Below are 20,378 nucleotides of genomic sequence, written 5' to 3' on the forward strand. Positions count from 1 at the left end.
TGAGAGACTAAGCAGAAAGATTAACTTTCTACTGAGGGCACTGAAAAACCTTCGTTTTTTAGAACGGTTTCGTTTTTCAACATAAAAGAGGCATTTTTCATTCGATTTTGAATGGAAAATGCCTCTTTTCTTCGTCTCTATTTATTCCTTTTCGCTCATTAGCTTCAGTATTCGTTTTAGATTGACCACAAAGATGGTTGTGGCTCCTTGAACTTCCATGCCAAATAACCCCGCCGATTTTGCTGTTTTAAAGCCGTGGGGATTCTTTAATTCATTATTTTTTGCTTCAATTTTATACCGATTTTTAGCGAGTGCTTTAAATTCCTCTGTTTCTTGGAACGCTGCTTGTTCTTGATGGGTAGTCGATTGAATTGTGACGCTATATGTTTTACTTTTTGCACCTTCAGTATAACAGCCCTCTCGCATCGGACAAACTTTACATTTCTCAATATCGAAATAAAACGTTAAACTTTGATTCACGCTTTTCTTACCTGTCCGTCTTCTGTTCGATGCCATGTGCCCTGCTGGACAAACAAACATCCCTGCATCTTTATTGAAATCAAATTCAACTTTTCGCTGTCCACGACCATTAGTAATAAGGGGATGTAGCTTCGAAACTAACTGAAGTTTTTCTGATTTCATATACGCTAAATTATCTTTTCCTGAATAAGCTGTATCTCCAATAACCGTTTCAATTTCCATACCTGTTTCTCGACTTTTCTCGACTAATTCTTGAAGATAATGACCATCGCTTTTTTCACCTGTCGTCACAACCGCTGCTGTAATAATTCGTTCATCGCTCATCGCAATATGTGTTTTATAACCAAAGAAAGACGTATCTGCTGACTTATGACCAAGGCGTGCATCCGGATCATTTGAATAGCTTAGATGGGCTTCATAATCATCAATCACTTCTTTTAAAACATTTAATTTTTCTTTCACCGCCGGGATTTGTGCAATCTTTGACTGCGTTTCCACTACTTCAACTACTTGACGACAGTAATCTAATTCTTCTGTGACCTCATTTGACGTAGGCTTCTCAGGGAATTTTCCAACCATGTTTTCGTCGAGTTGATACACGGCTTTTCTCACATTTTTCGACTTTTCTTGTAAAAATTCTTTTGGCGATTTTTGATTATAACGAGCTTTTGTATGAGTTGCGTCAACGATAACCATTTTACTGAGTAGAAGTCCTTTTTCTAAGGCAATTTCAACGGTTTTCTGAATCAGTAAATCTAATAGATTCATATCTTGAAGACGAAGTCGACGGAATTTTGTCAGCGAACTTGAATCAATGACATCTTCTTCTGGGGTCATGTCTAAAAAATATTTAAAGGACATGTCGTATTTCGAACGCTCGACAAGGTCGGCATCCGACAGGTCGTGAATCGCTTTTAAGAGTAAATATTTAAACATGCGAATCGGTGGAATTGCGTTACGGCCATTATCTAAACAGTATTTTGACTGAAGTTCTTCTACGATAAATGAAAAATCCACGAGTTCATTGATTTGTCGAAGCATATTGTCTTTTGGAATGATTAAATCGTACAACGCCATATAAGGACTTAAATTCAATGTTTCTTGTTTAGAAATCATGGTCGCACCACCTTTTATTAGTCCTTCAATTATACAGGAAATTTGGGAGATTATACGAGGGGAAAACCCTTTTAGTGACGAGAGTAGTACCAGTTGATTGGAATGGAGGCGGCGACTTCTGCGGGAACAGCACGTGCGGAAGCACCCGGACTGAGCGAAGCGAGGGAGAAGGCTGGAGCCGTGCCCGCGAAACGCGTCCGCCGGAATGGAAATCAACGGCATCGAAGAAAAAGAGAGTACAGGAACGAATTTTCGTTCCTGTACTCTCTAACTTGTGGCTAAAGGACTTTTTCAGTGCCCTCTTTCTACTTAGTCTCTTTTTTCGTACTATGAATGATTAAAAATGAAATGTAATACCTATACTAAAATCAGTTGTCGCATGAGCACTACTTATAACGAATAAACACTAGTTTTGTCAGGTGGAAAGGAAATCATCTGACCTTGCCGAATTTGCATTCTAGAAGGAGGCGATGTAGTTGAATTTTAATTTAACAATGTATCCAAATGATATTTTGATTGTCCAACTTTTCGGTGAATTAGATCATCATGAAACAGAAAAAGTGAGAACACATATATCAAAAGCAATTTTACAAGGAAATGTAAAGCTGCTCGTTTGGAATTTAGAACATTTAAATTTTATGGACAGTTCCGGTATTGGGTTAGTGCTTGGCAGAATGCGAGAACTCCGAGCAGTCGATGGGGAAACGATACTCTTAAATCCATCAAAAACGATGCAAAAAATATTTCAATATTCAGGATTAGGAAATTGCATACAATTTGCATCTGAACAGCAAGTTATTTTACACAGCGAGGGGGATTGTCAATGGATAACGAAATGACGCTAACTTTTTTAGCGCGTAGTGAAAATGAAGCTTTAGCGCGTATTGCAGTTACAAGCTTTATGGCGCAACTTGATCCGACAATTGAAGAACTATCAGAATGTAAAACCATCGTATCTGAAGCCGTATCGAATGCCATTATTCATGGATATGCGAACAATCCAAATGGGATTGTTACTGTTTATGCAGTAAGGTATGGAGCAGAAATTAGCGTAACAATTAAGGACGAGGGCTGCGGTATTGAAAATATCGAAGAAGCACGCGAACCACTATTTACAACAAAGCCGGAGCTTGAAAGATCTGGAATGGGCTTTACGATTATGGAAAGCTTCTCGGATTTTTTACAAGTGGAATCCGTGATAGGACAAGGGACAATCGTGACATTTACAAAGCAAATTTTGCCAATACAGACACTCGTGACATAACGAAATAAGGGGATGGGGAACATCGAACAGTCATCTGAAACGTTATTAACACAAGCGTATATGCGCGAGTTAATCGCAAAGTCACAAGAGGGAGATCAACTTGCGAGAAAAACGATGATTGAAGGAAATACTAGACTTGTTTGGTCTATCGTTCAACGCTTTGCATCAAGAGGGGTTGAGCTGGAAGATTTATTTCAAATAGGCTGTATTGGCTTAATGAAATCGATTGATAAATTCGACTTGTCCTATGAAGTAAAGTTTTCTACGTATGCAGTACCAATGATTATTGGAGAGATTCAACGCTTTTTAAGAGATGACGGTATGGTAAAAGTGAGCCGATCCATCCGGGAGTTGAATTTTAAAATTCGGCATGCAACGGATGATTATTTAAAGACAAATGAAAAGCCGCCATCTATCGCAGAGCTAGCGGAAATACTTCAAGTATCACAAGATGATATTTTATTGGCGACAGATGCAATGCGTGACCCGGCAAGTTTGCATGATCAGCTATTTGAAAACGATGGCGATTCCATTACTTTGATGGATCAAATGCGGGATGATAAATCCGAGCTTGCATTTGACTATGTACCATTGAAAGACATGCTAAAACGCTTAGGGAAACGAGAGCAGTCAATTATTTATTTCCGCTACTATTTAGATTTAACACAAACGGAAATTGCCGATCGTCTCGGAATTTCACAAGTACAAGTATCTAGGTTGGAAAAGAAAATATTGGCCCAATTGAAAACCTGGATGGAATTATCAACTTTGAGTAAGCCGGTGAAAAAATGACGAATCAGCTTTTTACATCTAAAGATATTGCAAAAGGTTATTTTGAATCCCAATTCGATACAGGAAAAACATTTGACCTGTGTGTAAAGGACATTACGATAAAGAATTTACCGACGCTTATCGTATACGTAAGTGGTCTGGTAAATGGAGAAAGTTTAGCTGAGATGCTTGCCAACACTCAGTGGGATCAAGAAGAGGAAATTGATGACGAACAAGATTACTTCCACTACCATTTCAATTATCACGGTAAAGAAGATGCAACATCAATTGATGCTTTTATGCTCGGTGTTTTAAGCGGAAATGTAGGGTTTGTTACGGAAAGCGGCTATTGCTATTTAGCGGAATTCCGTAATTATCCCGGTCGTAGCCCTGAAGAACCGGATAACGAAAAAGTAATCCGAGGATCCAGGGATGGTTTTTCTGAAAATATTATTACAAATACGGCATTAATCCGTCGAAGAATAAGAAGCGAGAAGCTAAGATTTGAAATGCATCATGTTTCAACATACGGGCAAACAGATGTTGTTCTTTCCTATATGAGTGATTTGGTTAATGAATCTCATTTGAAATGGTTGATCGAGCGGCTAGAGCAAATTCAGCATGACGGTCTAACGATGAGTGATAAATCATTGGAAGAATGGCTGTTTAAGCAAAAGTTCCATCCATTGCCTTTCGTGCGTTATACCGAGCGTCCGGATATTGTCGCAGCTCATGTATTAGAAGGACATATTGCAATTATGGTAGATACATCGCCTTCCGTAATGCTCATTCCTGTAACTATGTTCCATTTGCTGCAGCATGCTGAAGAATATCGGCAGGCACCGTTAGTCGGGACGATGATGCGGTTCCTTCGTTTTGGAGCGGTCATATTAAGCTTTCTTTTACTTCCTTTTTGGTACTTACTCGTTACACATCCGGATTTACTTCCTGATAGCTTAGCCTTTATCGGGATAAATGAAAAAGGTCAAATACCTATATTCCTGCAAATATTATTTGCGGATATCGGTATTGAATATTTGAGAATTGCAGCGATTCATACGCCTACACCGTTATCAACGGCAATGGGTTTAATCGCCGGTATCATCATCGGACAAATTGCGATTGATGTAGGACTATTTTCAAGTGAAGTAGTATTATATACCGCAGTTACGGCTATTTTTACATTTGCCATTCCAAACTACGAGTTGAGTATTTCCGTGAAAGTATTCCGGTTAGCGCTTTTAGCGGCAACCGCATTGTTTGGTGTAACTGGATTCTTTATAGGTATCTTTATTATTTTCACATATTTATGTTCATTAAAACCGATGAAAGTGCCTTATTTATGGCCACTTGTTCCGTTTTTCCCGAAAGCATTTGCCCGTGTCATTATTCGAACACCAATGTCGCAGGATGCGCTTAGACCTTTTGTAGTAGGCGCAAAACAGCGAAAACGAGTTTGAACACACATTGCATCAGTAAGTCTCCTATGTTAAAGTTCTCATATGATATATTTGATTTTTGAGAATATTAGCTCGAACAAGCTATAGTTAGGGGAGAACACGATGCACTTATATGGTACACAACAAATTAATGAACAAGGCCATTTAACAATAGGCGGTATAGATACAATTGAGTTGGCCCGACAATATGGTACACCGCTTTTCATTTATGATACAGCGCTTATTCGTAAACGGGCACGCGGCTTTATCGATACATTTGAAAATCTCGGCGTAAAAGCACAAGTTGCATATGCATCAAAGGCATTTGCCTGTGTTGCAGCCTATCAGTTGGCAGCTCAGGAAAATCTATCTTTGGATGTTGTATCAGGCGGAGAACTTTATACGGCAATACAAGCAGGTTTCCCGGCAGAACGCATTCACTTCCATGGGAACAATAAATCAGTTGCTGAACTTGAGCTGGCATTTGAAACAGGGATTGGTTGTATCGTTGTAGATAACTTTTATGAAATCTCATTACTTAAAGAGATGGCAAAACAGCGAAATCAAAAAATGAAAATTCTATTACGCGTGACACCAGGTGTTGAAGCACATACACATGACTTTATTACTACGGGTCAAGCCGATTCTAAATTTGGCTTTGATTTAAATAACGGACAAGCTGATGAGGCATTTAAACAAGTAGTATATGATGAAAATATCGAACTATTAGGTTTACATTGCCACATCGGCTCTCAAATTTTTGAAACAGAAGGCTTCAGTTTAGCAGCGGGTAAAGTAATGCAAAAAATGGGTGCATGGAAAGAACAATTCGCATTTGAAGCACAAGTATTAAATCTAGGCGGCGGCTTTGGAATCCGATATACAGAAGAAGATAAGCCACTAGAGCCCCATGAATATGTAGCCGATATGATTCAGACAGTAAAAGCTGAAAGTACAAAACTCAATTTGGCAATGCCTGAAATTTGGATTGAGCCAGGTCGTTCTTTAGTAGGGGATGCGGGTACTTCTCTATATACAGTAGGATCACAAAAAACAGTACCGGGTGTGCGTGAATATATTGCAGTCGATGGTGGTATGAGCGATAATATCCGCCCTGCACTATATGATGCGAAATATGAAGCGGTTATTGCGAACAGAGCTAATGAAGCTAAAACAAATACATATACTGTTGCAGGAAAATTATGTGAGTCAGGGGATAAGTTAATTATTGATGCAGCATTGCAAAATGCAGAAACGGGCGATATTTTAGCAATGTTCTGTACAGGTGCATATGGCTATTCAATGGCCTCGAACTATAACCGAGTTCCTAGACCAGCAGTAGTATTCGTCGAAAATGGTGTGCATCAACTTGCGATTAAGCGAGAAAGCTACGAGAATCTTGTAGTAAATGATCTGCCGTTAACATTGGTAAAGGGTGAATAATCGTTGAAATTATCGAAGCAAGCGAAATGGGGTTTCGGCCTGTTAATGGGAATTATTATTTGGTCACTCCTTTTTATTTATATTATTAGTCCATTTATTTACAAATTCTCAAACTAGTATAAGTGCCTTTTACATTAGACGTTGGAAAATTGTGTTATTGCATTTCCACTGGACTTTTGTTAGGATTTGCAATGGTAGAATTGAGGGAATGTTAAAATGTTAGTAAGATATAAAAAAGCACTTGAAAAGATTGCAATGGGATTAATTTCGTTAATGCCGCAGGAAAAAGACATTAAACGTTTAATGGAGACCATTCATCATTATGAGCAAAATGAAAATTGGACACTTTTTTTATGGAAAAAAGGTGAAGAATATGTGGGGGCAGTAGGAATTGCGGAGGAGAATGATTCCACAACAATTCAGCATATTACTGTCATTCCATCCTATCGTGGAGAAGGTGTTGCATTGGCAATGCTGCGACAGCTCCAAGAGATGGGATTCAAAAATATTCAGCCAAACGAAGATACAAGTGCATTTGTCCAAAAGTGTATAACTATTTTAAAAGAAGCCGACTAGTTCAGTCGACTTCTTTTTTTAATTTGTCTTGCTTCAAGTATTTCTGTGCGGTCTCGAAGCATATGTTTATTGAAAATAAAGTGTGCGTCCATAGGCGTACATATACTTATTTTTTGTTGAACTAATGATTGAAGCTGCTCATTTTCAAGAGGAAGTGTAAATTTCAGAAACGGTTCATTTGTCTGCATTTTTTGCAGTCTATTTTTCATAACTGTAAGGAGTTGCTTGAAATCAATGTAATCGAAAAACGGGCTCTCTCTATTTTTTTCAAAGTTTAAGACTGCTTTACTCATCATACGTGTTGCACCATTATAGTTTTCCCTTCGCCAATGGTACATACTTGTCGCAAGTTGTACATAGCCAACAAGCGGATGAAGCTTTTCTTTTGGGGCAATCTCTTTCCAATACTCTTCCATTACTTCATGACATTCAAAGTAATCCTCATTGCCATTAAAATATGCACAATAATCGATAAACAGTGGGTGAAACAAAGGATGCATTGTGTTCTCCTTTCATCTATACTAATTAAATAGGTTCTGCTTTAAATTGTAGAACGGTGTCGAATAAAAATAACTAGTAAATGCAAATTTCAATTATAGCTTAATTTACATATTTATGATAAATTTCGATTCAACTTTTCCAGCAAAATATTATTTCCTGAAAAGCAATCGAGGCGCAATTGATTAGGATAGGTGGTTTTTTATGTCTTACGAAGTGAAACTGGATGCCTTTAGTGGGCCGCTAGATTTATTATTACATTTAATTCATCGCTTGGAAATTGATATCTATGATATTCCGATGTCGGAGTTAACAGAACAGTATATTGATCATATCCATGCGATGCAAACTTTGGAATTAAACGAAGCAAGTGAATATTTAGTAATGGCGGCTACATTATTAGCAATTAAAAGCCGCATGCTCATTCCTATTAACGAAGGTGAAATCGATACAGCGGAACTTGAAGTGGATGAAGCCGATCCCCGTGAAGAGCTTGTCGCCCGTTTAATCGAATATAAAAAATATAAGGAAGCAGCTGTACAACTTCAGGAGTTGGAAACAGAACGCGGGCAAGTCTTTACTAAAGCGCCAAGCGATTTATCGGAATTTATGCCAGATGAACAAATGGTGCTTTTTGATCAGCAAGTGAATGTTTATGACATGCTAAGTGCATTTCAGAAACTAATGCGCCGTAAACAATTAAGAAAGCCATTGTCCACACGAGTAGCAAGGCAGGAGATTTCTGTAAAAGACCAGATGCGCTCTGTTGTAAAAATTTTAAAAAGTTCAGGCGGAAGAGTAATGTTTACACAATTGTTTGAAGCAGATGATAAACCAATGCTTGTCTTAACCTTTTTAACATTATTAGAATTGATGAAGCGCCAAATCGTAATCGTTGAACAACAAAACAACTTCGATGATTTATCGGTATTACTGCAAAAGGAGGACATAGACGATGAATTCGAACAAATTACTGAGTAGAATCGAAGCACTGTTATTCGTAGCAGGTGATGAAGGTATGACCATAAAACAACTGGCACAATATATAGAAGTGGAACCAATGGATATAGAGGCAGGATTAAGCGAACTTCAATCTCAGTACAATGAAGATGAAAAGCGTGGAATCGCTTTAAAGCAACTTGCTGGCACTTATCAATTAACGACAAAGCCAGAAGTAAATGATACATTGAAAAAGCTGATTGAAAATCCGACAAACCAAGTATTAACTGCAGCCTCATTGGAAGTATTGGCAATTATAGCTTATAAGCAGCCAATTACACGCGCCGAGCTGGAAAGTATTCGGGGTGTTAAGAGCGAACGACCAATAGCCAAGTTAGTTTCACGTGCACTTGTACAGGAAGTAGGACGCGCTGAAGGGACAGGGCGTGCAATTTTATATGGAACGACAAAAGAATTTCTAAATTATTTTGGTTTGAAAAATATTAATGAGTTGCCGCCATTACCTGAAGAAGTGGATCAGGAAGATGATCAGCCTACAGATTTATTTTTAACGAAGTTTCAGGAAACATTTAATCAAAATTAAGGGAGTGACTTGTTGAAAAAGTGGTTTGTATCTATTGTGATGTTGTTTGTATTATTTAGTAATTCTACGCAAATTGAGGCTGCGGGTAATAGCTATGTTGTAATTGATGCGGAAAATGGCCGTACATTAATGGGGGTCAATGAGCATGCTCGATTGCCGATAGCCAGCTTAACGAAAATTTGGACTGCATTAGTAGTTCTGGAGAATAGTGACCTTTCAGATGAAGTGGTTATTTCGAAGGAAGCTGCAATGGTAGAAGGATCGTCCATTTATTTAATTGAAAATGAGACATATACAATTGACTATCTGCTTCACGGTTTAATGATGCAGTCAGGAAATGATGCAGCCACTGCCTTGGCAGAACATGTTGGCGGATCGGTTGAAGGCTTTGTGAAGTTAATGAATGAAAAGGCACAGCTTTACCGTCTGCATGAAACGACCTTTACAAATCCAACAGGGTTACACAATGAAGTCCACCTTTCCTCTGCATATGATACGGCTAAAATGCTGCAAATTGCGATGAAGAATCCTGAGTTTAAGAAAATTGCCTCCACACAACATTTTTCGGATGGCAGACAGTGGAAAAATAAGCACCGCCTTATGCATGAAAAAGTTGGCGCAATTGCCGGGAAAACTGGTTATACAAAAGTAGCGGGGCGCACACTTGCAACATTTTTCGAACGGGAACAAAAATCATTTGTTGTCGTCACGATTAATGAAGGAAATGACTGGAATGTCCACCGTAATTTGGCGGATTTTATCGACCAGAATTTTGAGCAGCAAACAATTGTGAAAACAGGGAAATACAATGCAAATGGATTGTCGATAGAACTGGATGAACCATTACAAATGCTTCTTCATAAGAAGGAACGACCAAATTTCCAGCACATCGTAAAGATTTCAAGACTTAAGGATTCAAATAGAGGGGTTTGGCTTTTATATGCAGATGATGAATTTGTTGGCTCCAAATTAGTCACGGTAAGATAATTGGACGTATTGTTGGAAAAGTGAAATTTCTTTAATAAGTATTGAAAGTATGCCATAATTTTTATTCGTTAAGGAAATTTATGGCGTACGTATTGTGGATGACGAGTTATAGATTTAATTTTCTTCAAAATTTTTATAGCAATAAAGGAAAAGTGCAAATTCGAATGCTGTAGAAGCGTGCGTCTTTGCAGTTTATCAATCAATGAGGTGAACTTATGGAAAGATTACAGAAAGTGATTGCATATGCAGGCGTTGCATCACGACGTAAAGCAGAGCAATTAATCGTAGAAGGTAAAGTAAAAGTTAATGGAGTAGTGGTAAAAGAGCTAGGAACAAAGGTTTCAAACTCGGACACGATAGAAGTAGAAGGCGTAAAGCTTGAAAAAGAGGATAAAGTATATTTCCTATTATATAAACCACGTGCCTATATTTCAGCTGTAACAGATGATAAAGGTCGTAAAACAGTAACGGATATTTTCCAAAAGCATGTTCACCAACGGATTTTCCCGGTAGGTCGTTTGGATTATGATACAACAGGCTTACTACTATTAACAAATGACGGGGATTTTTCAAACTTAATGACTCACCCTAAATTTAAAATAGATAAAACATATATTGCACGTGTTAAAGGGATCCCAACAAAGCAAGGGTTAATGAAGCTTCAAAATGGCATTAAGCTGGAAGACGGGAAAACGGCTCCAGCAAAAGTAAGCATGACAAGCTTTGATGAAAATGCCGGAAAAGCAATTTGTGAAATCACAATCCATGAAGGGCGTAACCGTCAAGTGCGCCGTATGTTCGAAGCGATTGGGACACCGGTTGTGAAGTTAAAACGTGAGCGCTTTGCATTTTTGGATCTAACAGGATTGTCGCCTGGGGAATACCGTCAGCTAACAAAGCATGAAGTAAAACTGTTGCGCGTACTGGCTGAAACAGGAAAATTAGATTACAACAATTAAAATAGTGGAAACGTTCATAAATCATTCATAATTAAAAGAATTATCATTTTGTAATTATTTGCTATAATAGGCAACAGTAGTTGCTAAAAGGAAGGAGGTTTTTTGTTTGGATAAAAAAAGAAAACGTTCTGTGACACGTGGCATTATACTAGCAATTTTAGCAATAGCAATCGGATATACCATTTATGGTGCTGTAACGAAAGATAAAATAGAAATAGTACAAGCAGGGGCACAGGCGCCTGATTTTGAAGTAGTAGATTTGAATGGTGAGAAACATAGATTAAAAGATTACGAAGGAAAAGGTGTCGTTTTAAATTTTTGGGGAACTTGGTGTGAACCATGCGAACGAGAATTCCCTGCTATGACTCGTCAATACACAGCATTTGCTAATAAAGGTGTACAAATTATTGCTGTCAATTTCGCCCAATCTGAATTTGAAGTTAAGAAGTATGTTGCCAATATGGGGATGAACTTCCCGGTTGCAATCGACAAAACGAAAAGCGTATTTACAGCCTACAGCATTGGACCTCTTCCTACATCAATATTTATTAAACCAGATGGTTCTGTTGACCGTATTATAACTGGTGAAATGAGCGAAGAAAAAATCGCGCAGTATATGGAGTCAATAAAGCCGGAATAGGAGTTTTAACGCAATGAATATAATACTTTGTGAATGCGGGCATGAAAATCCTGAAGGTACTAATCTCTGTCAAAAATGTGGATCTCCTTTAACAATAGAGGAAAAAAGCAAAAAAATTGCAGACATGCGGTACGAAGGGACAGCCATTCGTTCAAAAACTTACAACAAATCGATTATTGATAAAATTTGGAATTTTTTCTCGAGTGTAAAGGTCGGTATTTCGCTTATCATAATAAATTTAGTGGCAGCTTCTATCGGGACGATTTTACCGCAGGAGTTTTACGTTAGTGTAGCGACTGATGCAGAGAAGGAAAAATACTATTCAGATGTATATGGCTGGTTTGGGGAAATATATTATGCGTTAGGTTTATCGGATCTCTATTCTTCCCTTTGGTTCCAAATACTAGTATTAATGCTGGGTGTCTCCATTATTATAGCGAGTATTGACCGTGGTATTCCATTACATAAGTCTTTAAAGAATCAACGAGTGAAAAGACATACGAGCTTTATGAAGCGTCAGCGCATCTACAGTGAAGGCAAACCAGGTGAGGATACTGGCCAAACATTACAGCTTGTAGAACAAACTTTAAAAAATCTAAAATATAATGTCCGCCGTGAAGATGACGCGATATTGGCAGAGCGTGGGCGTTTTTCTCGCTACGGCGCTTATATAAATCATGTTGGACTTATCATATTTATAATAGCAGTTATGCTTCATTTAGTTCCTGGCTTCTACGTAGATGAGTCTATCTGGTTACGTGAAGGAGAAACACGGGCAATTCCGGGTATGGATGGTTATTTTTTGAAAAATGACCAATTTATATTAGAAACATACGATAATGATCCGCAAGGTGAGCAGATTAAACAAGGGATTAACGTTGTCGCGAAAAATTACCAAACGGATGTTACATTATATAAACAAAAGGAAAATGCTGTTCCTGGACAAGCTGAAGATTTAGAAGAAGTAAAGCAATATAATATTCGAGTGAATCATCCATTAAAGCATGAGGGTTATGCAGTTTATCAAATGGACTTCAGGCTGAATGAAATTAAAACAATGGTATTTGATTTAACACTTAAAGAAACTGAAGAATCACTTGGGAAAGTTAGTATAGATTTAACAAACCCTCAAGACGAATACCTATTGGATAACGGAGCTAAAGTAGAATTAATGGGCTTCTACCCTGATTTTTCTGGATTTAAGGAAGGTGTGCCGCAAACTGCAACACAAACACCGAATAATCCGGCATTTATATTTAAAATGAGTACTCCTGAGAAACCAGAAGGAGAAACGAGTTTTGTAGCTATTCAGCAAACATTAGAGCCTGAAGGTAACAACATGTATAAAATGAAGTTTTCCAATGTAGAAACACGTCACATGTCGGGCTTAATGGTCCGATACGACCGCACAATTCCTCTACTTATAGTTGGAGCGATTATCTTTATGATCGGTGTAGTAATCGGATCGTATTGGAATCACCGTCGTATTTGGATTGAACAGTTGGAAGACGGTACAGTTCGTTTAGCAGCCCATACAAACAAAAACTGGTTTGGTATGAAGAAGGATTTAGATGCCTTAAAGAAACATGCCCATTTACCACAATACGAAGATCAGCTGGAATCGGAAAATAGTGAACATGTTGAAACAGAAAAGGATGGTAAAACCTTATGAGTTTAATAGATTTAAGTGGTTATTTACTGTATGTTGCGTTTTTTTGTTATTTATTTGGCACATTCCTATTTGGAGGGGCAATTAAAGAAAAAAATGATACAGCAGCGAGTCGAGCAGACAAATACGGTAAATTAGCAATCACCGTTACAATTATCGGTTTTGTTGCACAATTAGGTTATTTCATAACACGTTGGATTTATACAGGACATGCACCGGTTAGTAATATGTTTGAATTTACGACAGCATTCGGTATGTTCATCATCTTATCGTTCATTGTCATTTTCTTTATGTATAAAGTGTCGGCATTAGGTGTAGTAGCTTTACCAATCGCACTCCTAATCATTGCCTATGCTTCAATGTTCCCGACTGAGGTAAGTCCGTTAGTACCGTCATTACAAAGTCATTGGTTAACAATTCATGTAATTACGGCAGCAATAGGTCAGTCTATTTTTGGTATCAGTGCGGTAGCGGGTTTGATTTATTTACTGAAAAATGTAAATATGAATGAACGCTCAAAAGAGAGCTTTTGGCTTGAAACTGTTATGTTCTGCTGTGTATTGATTGTCGGTTTCGTGGCAGCAACGGTAACATTCAATGTCATGGATTATGAAGCGAAATATGAATATGTCGATACTTTGGATGAAGTAAGTACTTCAACATATATGATGCCGGCGATTTTTGGTATGAATGAGTATGTAGAGTTAACAGAAGATCGCATGACACCATTAGTAGAATTGCCTGCACTAATTGATGCACGAAAATTAACAACAGTAGTATGGTCTATTCTATTTGGTACGGTGATTTATATTTTGATCCGTCTCATCTTTAGAAGAAAGGTAGCAACTATGTTCCAGCCGTTGGTAAAGCGAGTAAACTCTACATTGATGGATGAAATCGCATATCGTACAGTTTTAATTGCATTCCCAATATTTACGCTTGGAGCACTGATTTTTGCAATGATTTGGGCGCAAAAAGCATGGGGACGTTTCTGGGGCTGGGATCCAAAAGAAGTTTGGGCACTTGTTACATGGTTGTTCTATGCAGCATTTTTACATTTACGCCTATCAAAAGGTTGGGAAGGTAAAAAAACTGCCTGGTTAACTGTAATAGGATTCCTAATCATTCTATTTAATTTAGTTGTCGTGAACTTAGTAATTGCTGGTTTACACTCTTACGCATAAGTTTATTAAAATATCATAAAGTTATAAAAGTTCAATCATTTTGATTGAGCTTTTCTTTTCAATTGTACTTATAAAAGGTACAATGGAGTAGAGAAAGAGAAGAGTTTTGAAAGGGGCAACATCAGTGTCTGAAAATATTTCTGTATTAATTGTAGATGATGAAGACCGCATTCGACGTTTATTAAAGATGTATTTAGAACGCGAAGGCTACGCAGTAGAAGAAGCAGAAAACGGAGAACAAGCACTTTCAATGGCGCTAGAAAAAGATTATCATTGTATTTTACTGGATATTATGATGCCTGAAAAAGACGGTTTAGAAGTTTGCGCTGAGCTGCGTGAAAAGAAAACAACACCGATTATTTTGTTAACAGCAAAAGGAGAAGAAGCAAACCGTGTTCAAGGTTTTGAACTGGGAGCGGATGACTATATTGTTAAGCCATTCAGTCCGCGCGAAGTTGTGCTGCGTGTAAAAGCTATTTTACGTCGATCAGCGGTATTTTCACCGGTAGCGAATGCTTCTTCATCTAAGGATTTAGTTGTATTCCCACACTTAACTATTGATCACGATGCGCACCGTGTAACAGCGGATGGTACAGAAGTGAATTTAACACCAAAAGAATATGAATTATTATACTTTTTAGCGAAAGCACCAGATAAAGTATTTGACCGTGAACAACTGCTAAAAGAAGTATGGCATTACGATTTCTTTGGCGACCTTCGTACGGTGGATACCCATGTTAAACGTTTACGTGAAAAGTTAAACCGCGTCTCTGAAAATGCGGCGAAAATGATTGTAACTGTGTGGGGTGTCGGCTATAAATTTGAGGTCGTAAATGATTAGAATAGCAACAAGTATTGTCGGGAAGCTATGGGTAACCATTTTGCTTCTCGTTTCATTTGTCCTGTTTATTTTCACGGTATTTATGCTGGAGTTTCTTGAAAGCTATCATAATGAACAGTCTGAAATTTCCTTGAGACAAACTGCTGCAGCCATCGCCAGTATTGTTGATGAGGATGAATTGGATGATAAACAATTCGCAATTATTTCCGAGTTATTAACGGAAACGACAAATGTCCTCATTGCAAAAAATCCAAATGAAGTACTGTATTCAATGCAAGAGGGATTGAATAAAGAGGAAATACAGAAAAATATTATTTCGAACGAGGATTTAGGGGAAGTTTATGAATCAAATGAGCCGATTGTTAAAGAGCTTCTCCTGCCTTCGAACATTGAAGAAAATAAAAATTTGAAATATATCGTTCTTGGCTTCCCGTTAAAAAGTGACGAAGAGTTACACGGGGCAGTATTTATTTACAAAAACCCGGACGCATTAAATCAGACAAGTAATGAAACAACGAAAATTGTCTTTTTGGCAGCGGCCATTGCATTCATATTGACGACAATTTTTGCGTTTTTCCTTTCTTCCAAAATAACGTTGCCATTACGTAACATGCGTGAACACGCTTTTGAATTGGCAAAGGGTCGATTCGATTCTAAAATTGAAATAAAGCAGAATGACGAAATTGGTCAGCTGGCTGTAGCCTTTAATCAAATGGGCCGTCAATTAAAGCATCATTTGGAAGTGATTAATCAGGAAAAAGAGCAATTATCCAGTATTTTAACATCGATGACAGATTCCGTAATTACTTTTAATCGTGATAAGACAATTTTAGTTAGTAATCCCCCGGCGGAGCGTTTGCTTCAAAAATGGTTTGTTGAAAAAGGTTTAAACAGTTCGAGGCCGATTCCGGAAGAGCTCTATCAAATGCTTGACCATGTCCTGAGTTTTGAAGATCAGCTTGACGAAGAGCTACAGATGGGGAAATCTTATTATAGTATTACAATCAGCCCGCTCTATAGCGGAGATTCAATTCGTGGTGCAGTCGCTGTTATACGAGATAAAACAGAGGAAACAAAGCTAGAAAAGCTGAAATCGGATTTCATTGCCAATGTTTCACATGAGTTGCGAACACCGATAGCGATGCTGCAAGGCTATTCAGAAGCTATTATAGATGGTGTTGTCACAACAGAAGAGGAACGCACTGATATGATTCGCATTATTTATGATGAGTCCCAACGGATGAGCCGACTCGTTACGGATTTATTGGATTTGGCACGAATGGAGTCAGGTCATATGAGTCTTTATAAAGATGACGTCCCATTAGTGTCGGTAATCGAACGTATGACGCATAAGTTTGATCAGACAGCTAAAGAAAATCATGTACATCTTCTTTTTGAAACTGACTTTTCGGAGGATGCGCTTATCCCGATTGATGAAGACCGAATTGAGCAAGTGTTAACGAATTTAATCGATAATGCAATCCGTCATACACCGGCTGAAGGCTCAGTTACAGTATCGATAACAAATGAACAGAAATTTGCTAAGGTTCAAGTGAGCGACACTGGCCAAGGTATACCACAAGATGACTTACCATACGTATTTGAACGTTTTTATAAAGCGGATAAAGCACGGACGCGTTCAAAAGGTGGAACAGGCTTAGGGTTAGCAATAACAAAAAATATAGTAGAAGCACATAACGGTACGATTTCTGTAGATAGTGTGGAACAGCAAGGAACAATCTTTACATTTTATTTACCACTAACTTAAGAAATTGTAGTAGGAAAAGTTTATCATTTTGTTCTCAAAGTGATAAACTTTTATTTTTAACAAGCTATTCATATAATATTACAGGGTATTGTAACTTTTACTGTTTGAAAACGACAAATTATTAGAACGGAGGTGGGATGGGTGCAACAGTCCATATTCCATCGATTATACGATATGTATCATCAGGATGTTTTTAATTTTCTGTTTTATTTAGTAAAAAATCGTACAGCGGCGGAGGATCTTTCCCATGAAGTGTATGTACGTGTACTGAAATCGTATGAACGCTTTGAAGGAAAAAGCTCTGAAAAAACGTGGCTTTTCTCAATTGCAAAAAATGTGGCAATTGACTATTTCAGAAAGAAACAGGTTCGGGATAAGCATGCATTTACCGCATTTGATTGGGAAACAGAGCAGCTTGTAAGCTCTGTCCCTTCACCAGAACAGTCAATGGAACTAAACGATGAACTAAGCCGATTACTGCTAGCATTGGAACGATGCTCGGGAGATCAGAAGATGGTGATTATTATGCGCTATCTTCAGGAACTTTCAATACAGGAAACGGCTGATATATTAGGATGGACCCCAGGTAAGGTAAAAACGACGCAGCACCGGGCATTAAAAAATTTAAGACAGTTATTGGAAGCTCAAGATGGAAAGGAGGCGAATTCATTATGAAAAAGGAGCGTTGGGATGAGGAGAACCTGGAGCAACTTCTAAAACAGGCCCCAAAAGTAACCGATCATCGGACAAAGGATGAAATATTTAATCGTTTAAAGGATGAAGGAGCATTTAGTGAAGAGCCGCCTCAAATACAACAGCCTACTCAAAAAGGGATTCGCTGGGCGCCGCTTCTAGTATCTATCGCTTCCTTATTTATTATAGTTTTGATTGGTGCACAGTTTTTAGGAAATGATCAGTCTATCTCTATGGAAAATACATTTGATATGGCGACTACAGAATCGGAAGAAAGTGCCAAAATGAGTAGGGCTGGAGATGCAACTTCAAAAAGTGAATCCGCGACAATTTCCAACTTTTCAATGGATACACAAGGACAACAAACTTTAATTTATGAAAGCCAGCTTGAAGGAGTGACATTATTCAAAATTGGTCTTGCTGGGGACGATGCAGAAAGTGTTCCTGTGAGTATTTTAATTCCTAATGAAGTTGTTGTTGATAAGCTTGGCACGGATAAACCGACAGCATTGGAGCTTTATAAAACGTTTAGTCCATTGCTGGATGAGCAAATGCTTGGATTTAATGAGTATCATCCGTTAAAAGGCGAATTGCGTGAAGAAGGAAATAAACTTATTCACACATTACCCGAGGACCACGGATATGACACAAGTTCGGCTACATTATCGAATTATTTCGGTTCCCTTGTAGATACATTTGGCAATTCGTATGAAGAAGTACAAATTGAAGATACTAATGGAAAAATCGCTTATTTTGATCATGTTGGCGAAATGGGGCAGTCAATACCATTGAAAAGTGAACAAACACAATATAATTATTTTATGTATCAAATGAGGGATGGGGCAGTTTATTTAAGTCCTAACTTCCGAATGACCTTTCCAAACGTAACGGATGCGATAAATAATATGACAACTGAAGCCAATGATATATATCGAACAGTCATTTTACCTGGAGTTTCGTTGACAGTAGAAGATGAAGGGGAAATTGTAACAGTAACATTCGACCAAGCGCTTGATTTAGAACAATATGATCCCGCTCAAGTGATGCGTATGATCGAAGGGTTATTATTAACAGCTGCTAGTTTCGATAAACAAATTAAATTTGAACAAATTGTGCAAGAAAATTGGAGTGGTTTTGACTTTACGAAGCCTTTGGAGAAGCCAGTTGCGGGAAATATCCTATTCTATAATTTTTAAACAATTCAAATAAATTTACTCGGAATTGTAAGCAATGGTCTTTACAATTCCGTTTTTATATATATAATAGAAATTGTAACAAGTATTTTGTTGCATAATTTCATATTGATTCATCTTCGGGGCAGGGTGTAATTCCCGACCGGCGGTAATTAAAGTTGTAACCTCTGACCATTAACTTGGAGGACGTTACAGAAAACTTTTCGAGCCCGCGAGCCACTTTTGTGTGCAGGATTTGGTGTGATTCCAAAGCCGACAGTATAGTCTGGATGGGAGAAGGTGAAGGTACGGTCGTCATTTTATGAAAATGTCGTGCTTTGTAGTACCATTAATAATTTCCTTAATTATGAGCGAAATATCTTTCGTATACATAAATTTAAGGGAAGTCACTACAAATGTATGAGTAGACTTTATTTAAGTGTGCCTATTTCTCCCTTATGCTCTTTTTTGCATAAGGGTTTTTTCATGAATGATTTGATACGTCCTTTCTTCTTGCGAGATGGAATCAGCAAAGAGGAGAGATTTCTATGCAAAAGAGAACTTTGAAGTTACGATCATTTGTAACTATCGCAATGCTAAGTGGGATTTCGTTCATTTTAATGTTACTGAACTTCCCATTACCTTGGTTTCCTGTATTTTTGCAGATTGATTTTAGTGATGTACCTGCATTAATAGCGGCGATTACAATGGGACCTGTCGCGGGCATTCTTGTTGAATTGGTAAAGAATGTACTTGATTGGATTTATACAGGGGCGCCAGAAGGAATTCCGGTTGGTCACATGGCAAACTTTGCAACAGGCGTATTATTCATTTTACCAGCTTACTATATTTATAAAAAATTCCCTTCCGCAAAAGGGTTGATTTCAGGCTTAGTCGTTTCAACAGTAGTAATGTCGTTGGGAATGGCTATATTAAACTACGTAGCGTTCCTGCCGATGTATACGTATCTACTAGGCTTTGAATATGATATGTATGAAACAATAGTATTGGGTATTTTACCATTTAATATTGTTAAAGGAATTATGATGCTAGTTGTCGTGACGATGATTTACCGTTCAATGCGTGTATGGATTGAACAACAGCGCAGACAATATTTAGCTTAACTTAATATACAGCGAGGAGTTATGTCATGAACAGTTGATTTTATGACATAACTCCTTTCTATTTGTTGATAGATTGTTAGGCTATGTGTCTAAAGTTATATGGAAATAATTATTGCTATTGAATTCAAAGTAATTCACTGTTATCATAATGTACATTGTTGTGAAAAATCGGGCTATTTCGTCAAAAGACCAACATGATATGACTTCTTTA

General features: G+C 37.8%; 20 protein-coding genes and 1 riboswitch. Of the genes, 18 read left to right on the forward strand and 2 right to left on the reverse strand.

Features of this window, described 5'->3' with window-relative positions; translation table 11 throughout:
• Positions 1–141: 141 nt before the first annotated feature.
• Positions 142–1,596, reverse strand: coding sequence for an IS1182 family transposase (locus NYE67_RS06230; RefSeq protein WP_340728917.1), 1,455 nt, complete (start codon positions 1,594–1,596; stop codon positions 142–144).
• Positions 1,597–2,072: 476 nt separating this feature from the next.
• Between NYE67_RS06230 and NYE67_RS06235 the strand changes: the two genes are divergently transcribed.
• From NYE67_RS06235 to NYE67_RS06260, 6 genes are all read left to right on the forward strand, one after another.
• Positions 2,073–2,435: an STAS domain-containing protein gene (locus tag NYE67_RS06235; protein ID WP_340727385.1), complete on the forward strand. Its 363-nt coding sequence runs from the start codon at positions 2,073–2,075 to the stop codon at positions 2,433–2,435.
• Entirely contained in the window at positions 2,420–2,860 is a 441-nt protein-coding gene (gene spoIIAB / locus NYE67_RS06240; RefSeq protein ID WP_191698228.1) for an anti-sigma F factor, read from the forward strand. Before NYE67_RS06235 ends, spoIIAB begins: the two co-directional genes overlap by 16 nt.
• A gap of 12 nt (positions 2,861–2,872) precedes the next feature.
• The gene (locus NYE67_RS06245) at positions 2,873–3,652 is read left to right on the forward strand and encodes a SigF/SigG family RNA polymerase sporulation sigma factor (RefSeq protein WP_340727386.1); all 780 of its coding nucleotides are present in this window, start codon (positions 2,873–2,875) and stop codon (positions 3,650–3,652) included.
• Positions 3,649–5,091 carry a spore germination protein gene (locus tag NYE67_RS06250; RefSeq protein ID WP_340727387.1) on the forward strand — a complete coding sequence of 481 codons (1,443 nt, stop codon included), beginning with the start codon at positions 3,649–3,651 and terminating at the stop codon, positions 5,089–5,091. Before NYE67_RS06245 ends, NYE67_RS06250 begins: the two co-directional genes overlap by 4 nt.
• 102 nt (positions 5,092–5,193) lie before the next feature.
• Positions 5,194–6,513: a diaminopimelate decarboxylase gene (gene lysA, locus NYE67_RS06255; protein ID WP_340727388.1), complete on the forward strand. Its 1,320-nt coding sequence runs from the start codon at positions 5,194–5,196 to the stop codon at positions 6,511–6,513.
• A 216-nt stretch (positions 6,514–6,729) separates the two neighbouring features.
• Positions 6,730–7,089, forward strand: a complete 360-nt coding sequence (locus tag NYE67_RS06260) for a GNAT family N-acetyltransferase (protein ID WP_340727389.1) — start codon at positions 6,730–6,732, stop codon at positions 7,087–7,089.
• Here NYE67_RS06260 and NYE67_RS06265 read toward each other — a convergent pair.
• Positions 7,086–7,589 (reverse strand): DUF309 domain-containing protein, encoded by a 504-nt coding sequence (locus NYE67_RS06265; RefSeq protein WP_340727390.1) that lies wholly within the window; start codon positions 7,587–7,589, stop codon positions 7,086–7,088. The genes NYE67_RS06260 and NYE67_RS06265 overlap by 4 nt on opposite strands.
• A gap of 202 nt (positions 7,590–7,791) precedes the next feature.
• Here NYE67_RS06265 and NYE67_RS06270 point away from each other — a divergent pair, with 202 nt between their 5' ends.
• The 12 genes from NYE67_RS06270 (at position 7,792) to NYE67_RS06325 (ending at position 20,167) form a co-directional block, all read left to right on the forward strand.
• The gene (locus NYE67_RS06270) at positions 7,792–8,568 is read left to right on the forward strand and encodes a segregation/condensation protein A (RefSeq protein ID WP_340727391.1); all 777 of its coding nucleotides are present in this window, start codon (positions 7,792–7,794) and stop codon (positions 8,566–8,568) included.
• Positions 8,543–9,130 carry an SMC-Scp complex subunit ScpB gene (gene scpB, locus NYE67_RS06275; protein ID WP_340727392.1) on the forward strand — a complete coding sequence of 196 codons (588 nt, stop codon included), beginning with the start codon at positions 8,543–8,545 and terminating at the stop codon, positions 9,128–9,130. The genes NYE67_RS06270 and scpB overlap by 26 nt, the downstream gene beginning before the upstream one ends.
• Positions 9,131–9,142: 12 nt before the next feature.
• Entirely contained in the window at positions 9,143–10,117 is a 975-nt protein-coding gene (locus tag NYE67_RS06280; protein ID WP_340727393.1) for a D-alanyl-D-alanine carboxypeptidase family protein, read from the forward strand.
• A gap of 215 nt (positions 10,118–10,332) precedes the next feature.
• Positions 10,333–11,076 (forward strand): pseudouridine synthase, encoded by a 744-nt coding sequence (locus NYE67_RS06285; RefSeq protein WP_340727394.1) that lies wholly within the window; start codon positions 10,333–10,335, stop codon positions 11,074–11,076.
• Positions 11,077–11,182: 106 nt separating this feature from the next.
• Positions 11,183–11,716, forward strand: coding sequence for a thiol-disulfide oxidoreductase ResA (gene resA / locus NYE67_RS06290; protein WP_340727395.1), 534 nt, complete (start codon positions 11,183–11,185; stop codon positions 11,714–11,716).
• 13 nt (positions 11,717–11,729) lie between these two features.
• The gene (locus NYE67_RS06295) at positions 11,730–13,388 is read left to right on the forward strand and encodes a cytochrome c biogenesis protein ResB (RefSeq protein ID WP_340727396.1); all 1,659 of its coding nucleotides are present in this window, start codon (positions 11,730–11,732) and stop codon (positions 13,386–13,388) included.
• Positions 13,385–14,569, forward strand: a complete 1,185-nt coding sequence (gene ccsB, locus NYE67_RS06300; protein ID WP_340727397.1) for a c-type cytochrome biogenesis protein CcsB — start codon at positions 13,385–13,387, stop codon at positions 14,567–14,569. Before NYE67_RS06295 ends, ccsB begins: the two co-directional genes overlap by 4 nt.
• Positions 14,570–14,693: 124 nt before the next feature.
• The gene (locus tag NYE67_RS06305) at positions 14,694–15,410 is read left to right on the forward strand and encodes a response regulator transcription factor (protein ID WP_191698215.1); all 717 of its coding nucleotides are present in this window, start codon (positions 14,694–14,696) and stop codon (positions 15,408–15,410) included.
• Entirely contained in the window at positions 15,403–17,178 is a 1,776-nt protein-coding gene (locus NYE67_RS06310; RefSeq protein ID WP_340729506.1) for an ATP-binding protein, read from the forward strand. Before NYE67_RS06305 ends, NYE67_RS06310 begins: the two co-directional genes overlap by 8 nt.
• A gap of 141 nt (positions 17,179–17,319) precedes the next feature.
• The gene (gene sigX / locus NYE67_RS06315; RefSeq protein WP_340727399.1) at positions 17,320–17,853 is read left to right on the forward strand and encodes an RNA polymerase sigma factor SigX; all 534 of its coding nucleotides are present in this window, start codon (positions 17,320–17,322) and stop codon (positions 17,851–17,853) included.
• Complete coding sequence (locus NYE67_RS06320; protein WP_340727400.1) at positions 17,850–19,067, forward strand: hypothetical protein; 1,218 nt, start codon at positions 17,850–17,852, stop codon at positions 19,065–19,067. The genes sigX and NYE67_RS06320 overlap by 4 nt, the downstream gene beginning before the upstream one ends.
• Before the next feature lie 108 nt (positions 19,068–19,175).
• A riboswitch (FMN riboswitch) is annotated at positions 19,176–19,349 on the forward strand.
• Positions 19,350–19,591: 242 nt separating this feature from the next.
• Positions 19,592–20,167 (forward strand): ECF transporter S component, encoded by a 576-nt coding sequence (locus NYE67_RS06325; RefSeq protein WP_225231051.1) that lies wholly within the window; start codon positions 19,592–19,594, stop codon positions 20,165–20,167.
• The last annotated feature ends 211 nt before the right edge of the window (positions 20,168–20,378 follow it).

It is taken from the genome of Solibacillus sp. FSL W8-0474 (genome assembly GCF_038004065.1).
GTDB classification, from domain to species: domain Bacteria; phylum Bacillota; class Bacilli; order Bacillales_A; family Planococcaceae; genus Solibacillus; species Solibacillus faecavium.

Coding starts and splice junctions, on each gene's coding strand:
- lysA (WP_340727388.1), top strand. CDS start 5,194: ATGCACTTATATGGTACACAACAAATTAATGAACAAGGCCATTTAACA.
- NYE67_RS06295 (WP_340727396.1), top strand. CDS start 11,730: ATGAATATAATACTTTGTGAATGCGGGCATGAAAATCCTGAAGGTACT.
- NYE67_RS06310 (WP_340729506.1), top strand. CDS start 15,403: ATGATTAGAATAGCAACAAGTATTGTCGGGAAGCTATGGGTAACCATT.
- NYE67_RS06285 (WP_340727394.1), top strand. CDS start 10,333: ATGGAAAGATTACAGAAAGTGATTGCATATGCAGGCGTTGCATCACGA.
- scpB (WP_340727392.1), top strand. CDS start 8,543: ATGAATTCGAACAAATTACTGAGTAGAATCGAAGCACTGTTATTCGTA.
- NYE67_RS06325 (WP_225231051.1), top strand. CDS start 19,592: ATGCAAAAGAGAACTTTGAAGTTACGATCATTTGTAACTATCGCAATG.
- ccsB (WP_340727397.1), top strand. CDS start 13,385: ATGAGTTTAATAGATTTAAGTGGTTATTTACTGTATGTTGCGTTTTTT.
- NYE67_RS06245 (WP_340727386.1), top strand. CDS start 2,873: ATGGGGAACATCGAACAGTCATCTGAAACGTTATTAACACAAGCGTAT.
- NYE67_RS06230 (WP_340728917.1), bottom strand. CDS start 1,596: ATGATTTCTAAACAAGAAACATTGAATTTAAGTCCTTATATGGCGTTG.
- NYE67_RS06265 (WP_340727390.1), bottom strand. CDS start 7,589: ATGCATCCTTTGTTTCACCCACTGTTTATCGATTATTGTGCATATTTT.
- NYE67_RS06270 (WP_340727391.1), top strand. CDS start 7,792: ATGTCTTACGAAGTGAAACTGGATGCCTTTAGTGGGCCGCTAGATTTA.
- spoIIAB (WP_191698228.1), top strand. CDS start 2,420: ATGGATAACGAAATGACGCTAACTTTTTTAGCGCGTAGTGAAAATGAA.
- NYE67_RS06320 (WP_340727400.1), top strand. CDS start 17,850: ATGAAAAAGGAGCGTTGGGATGAGGAGAACCTGGAGCAACTTCTAAAA.
- NYE67_RS06260 (WP_340727389.1), top strand. CDS start 6,730: ATGTTAGTAAGATATAAAAAAGCACTTGAAAAGATTGCAATGGGATTA.
- NYE67_RS06250 (WP_340727387.1), top strand. CDS start 3,649: ATGACGAATCAGCTTTTTACATCTAAAGATATTGCAAAAGGTTATTTT.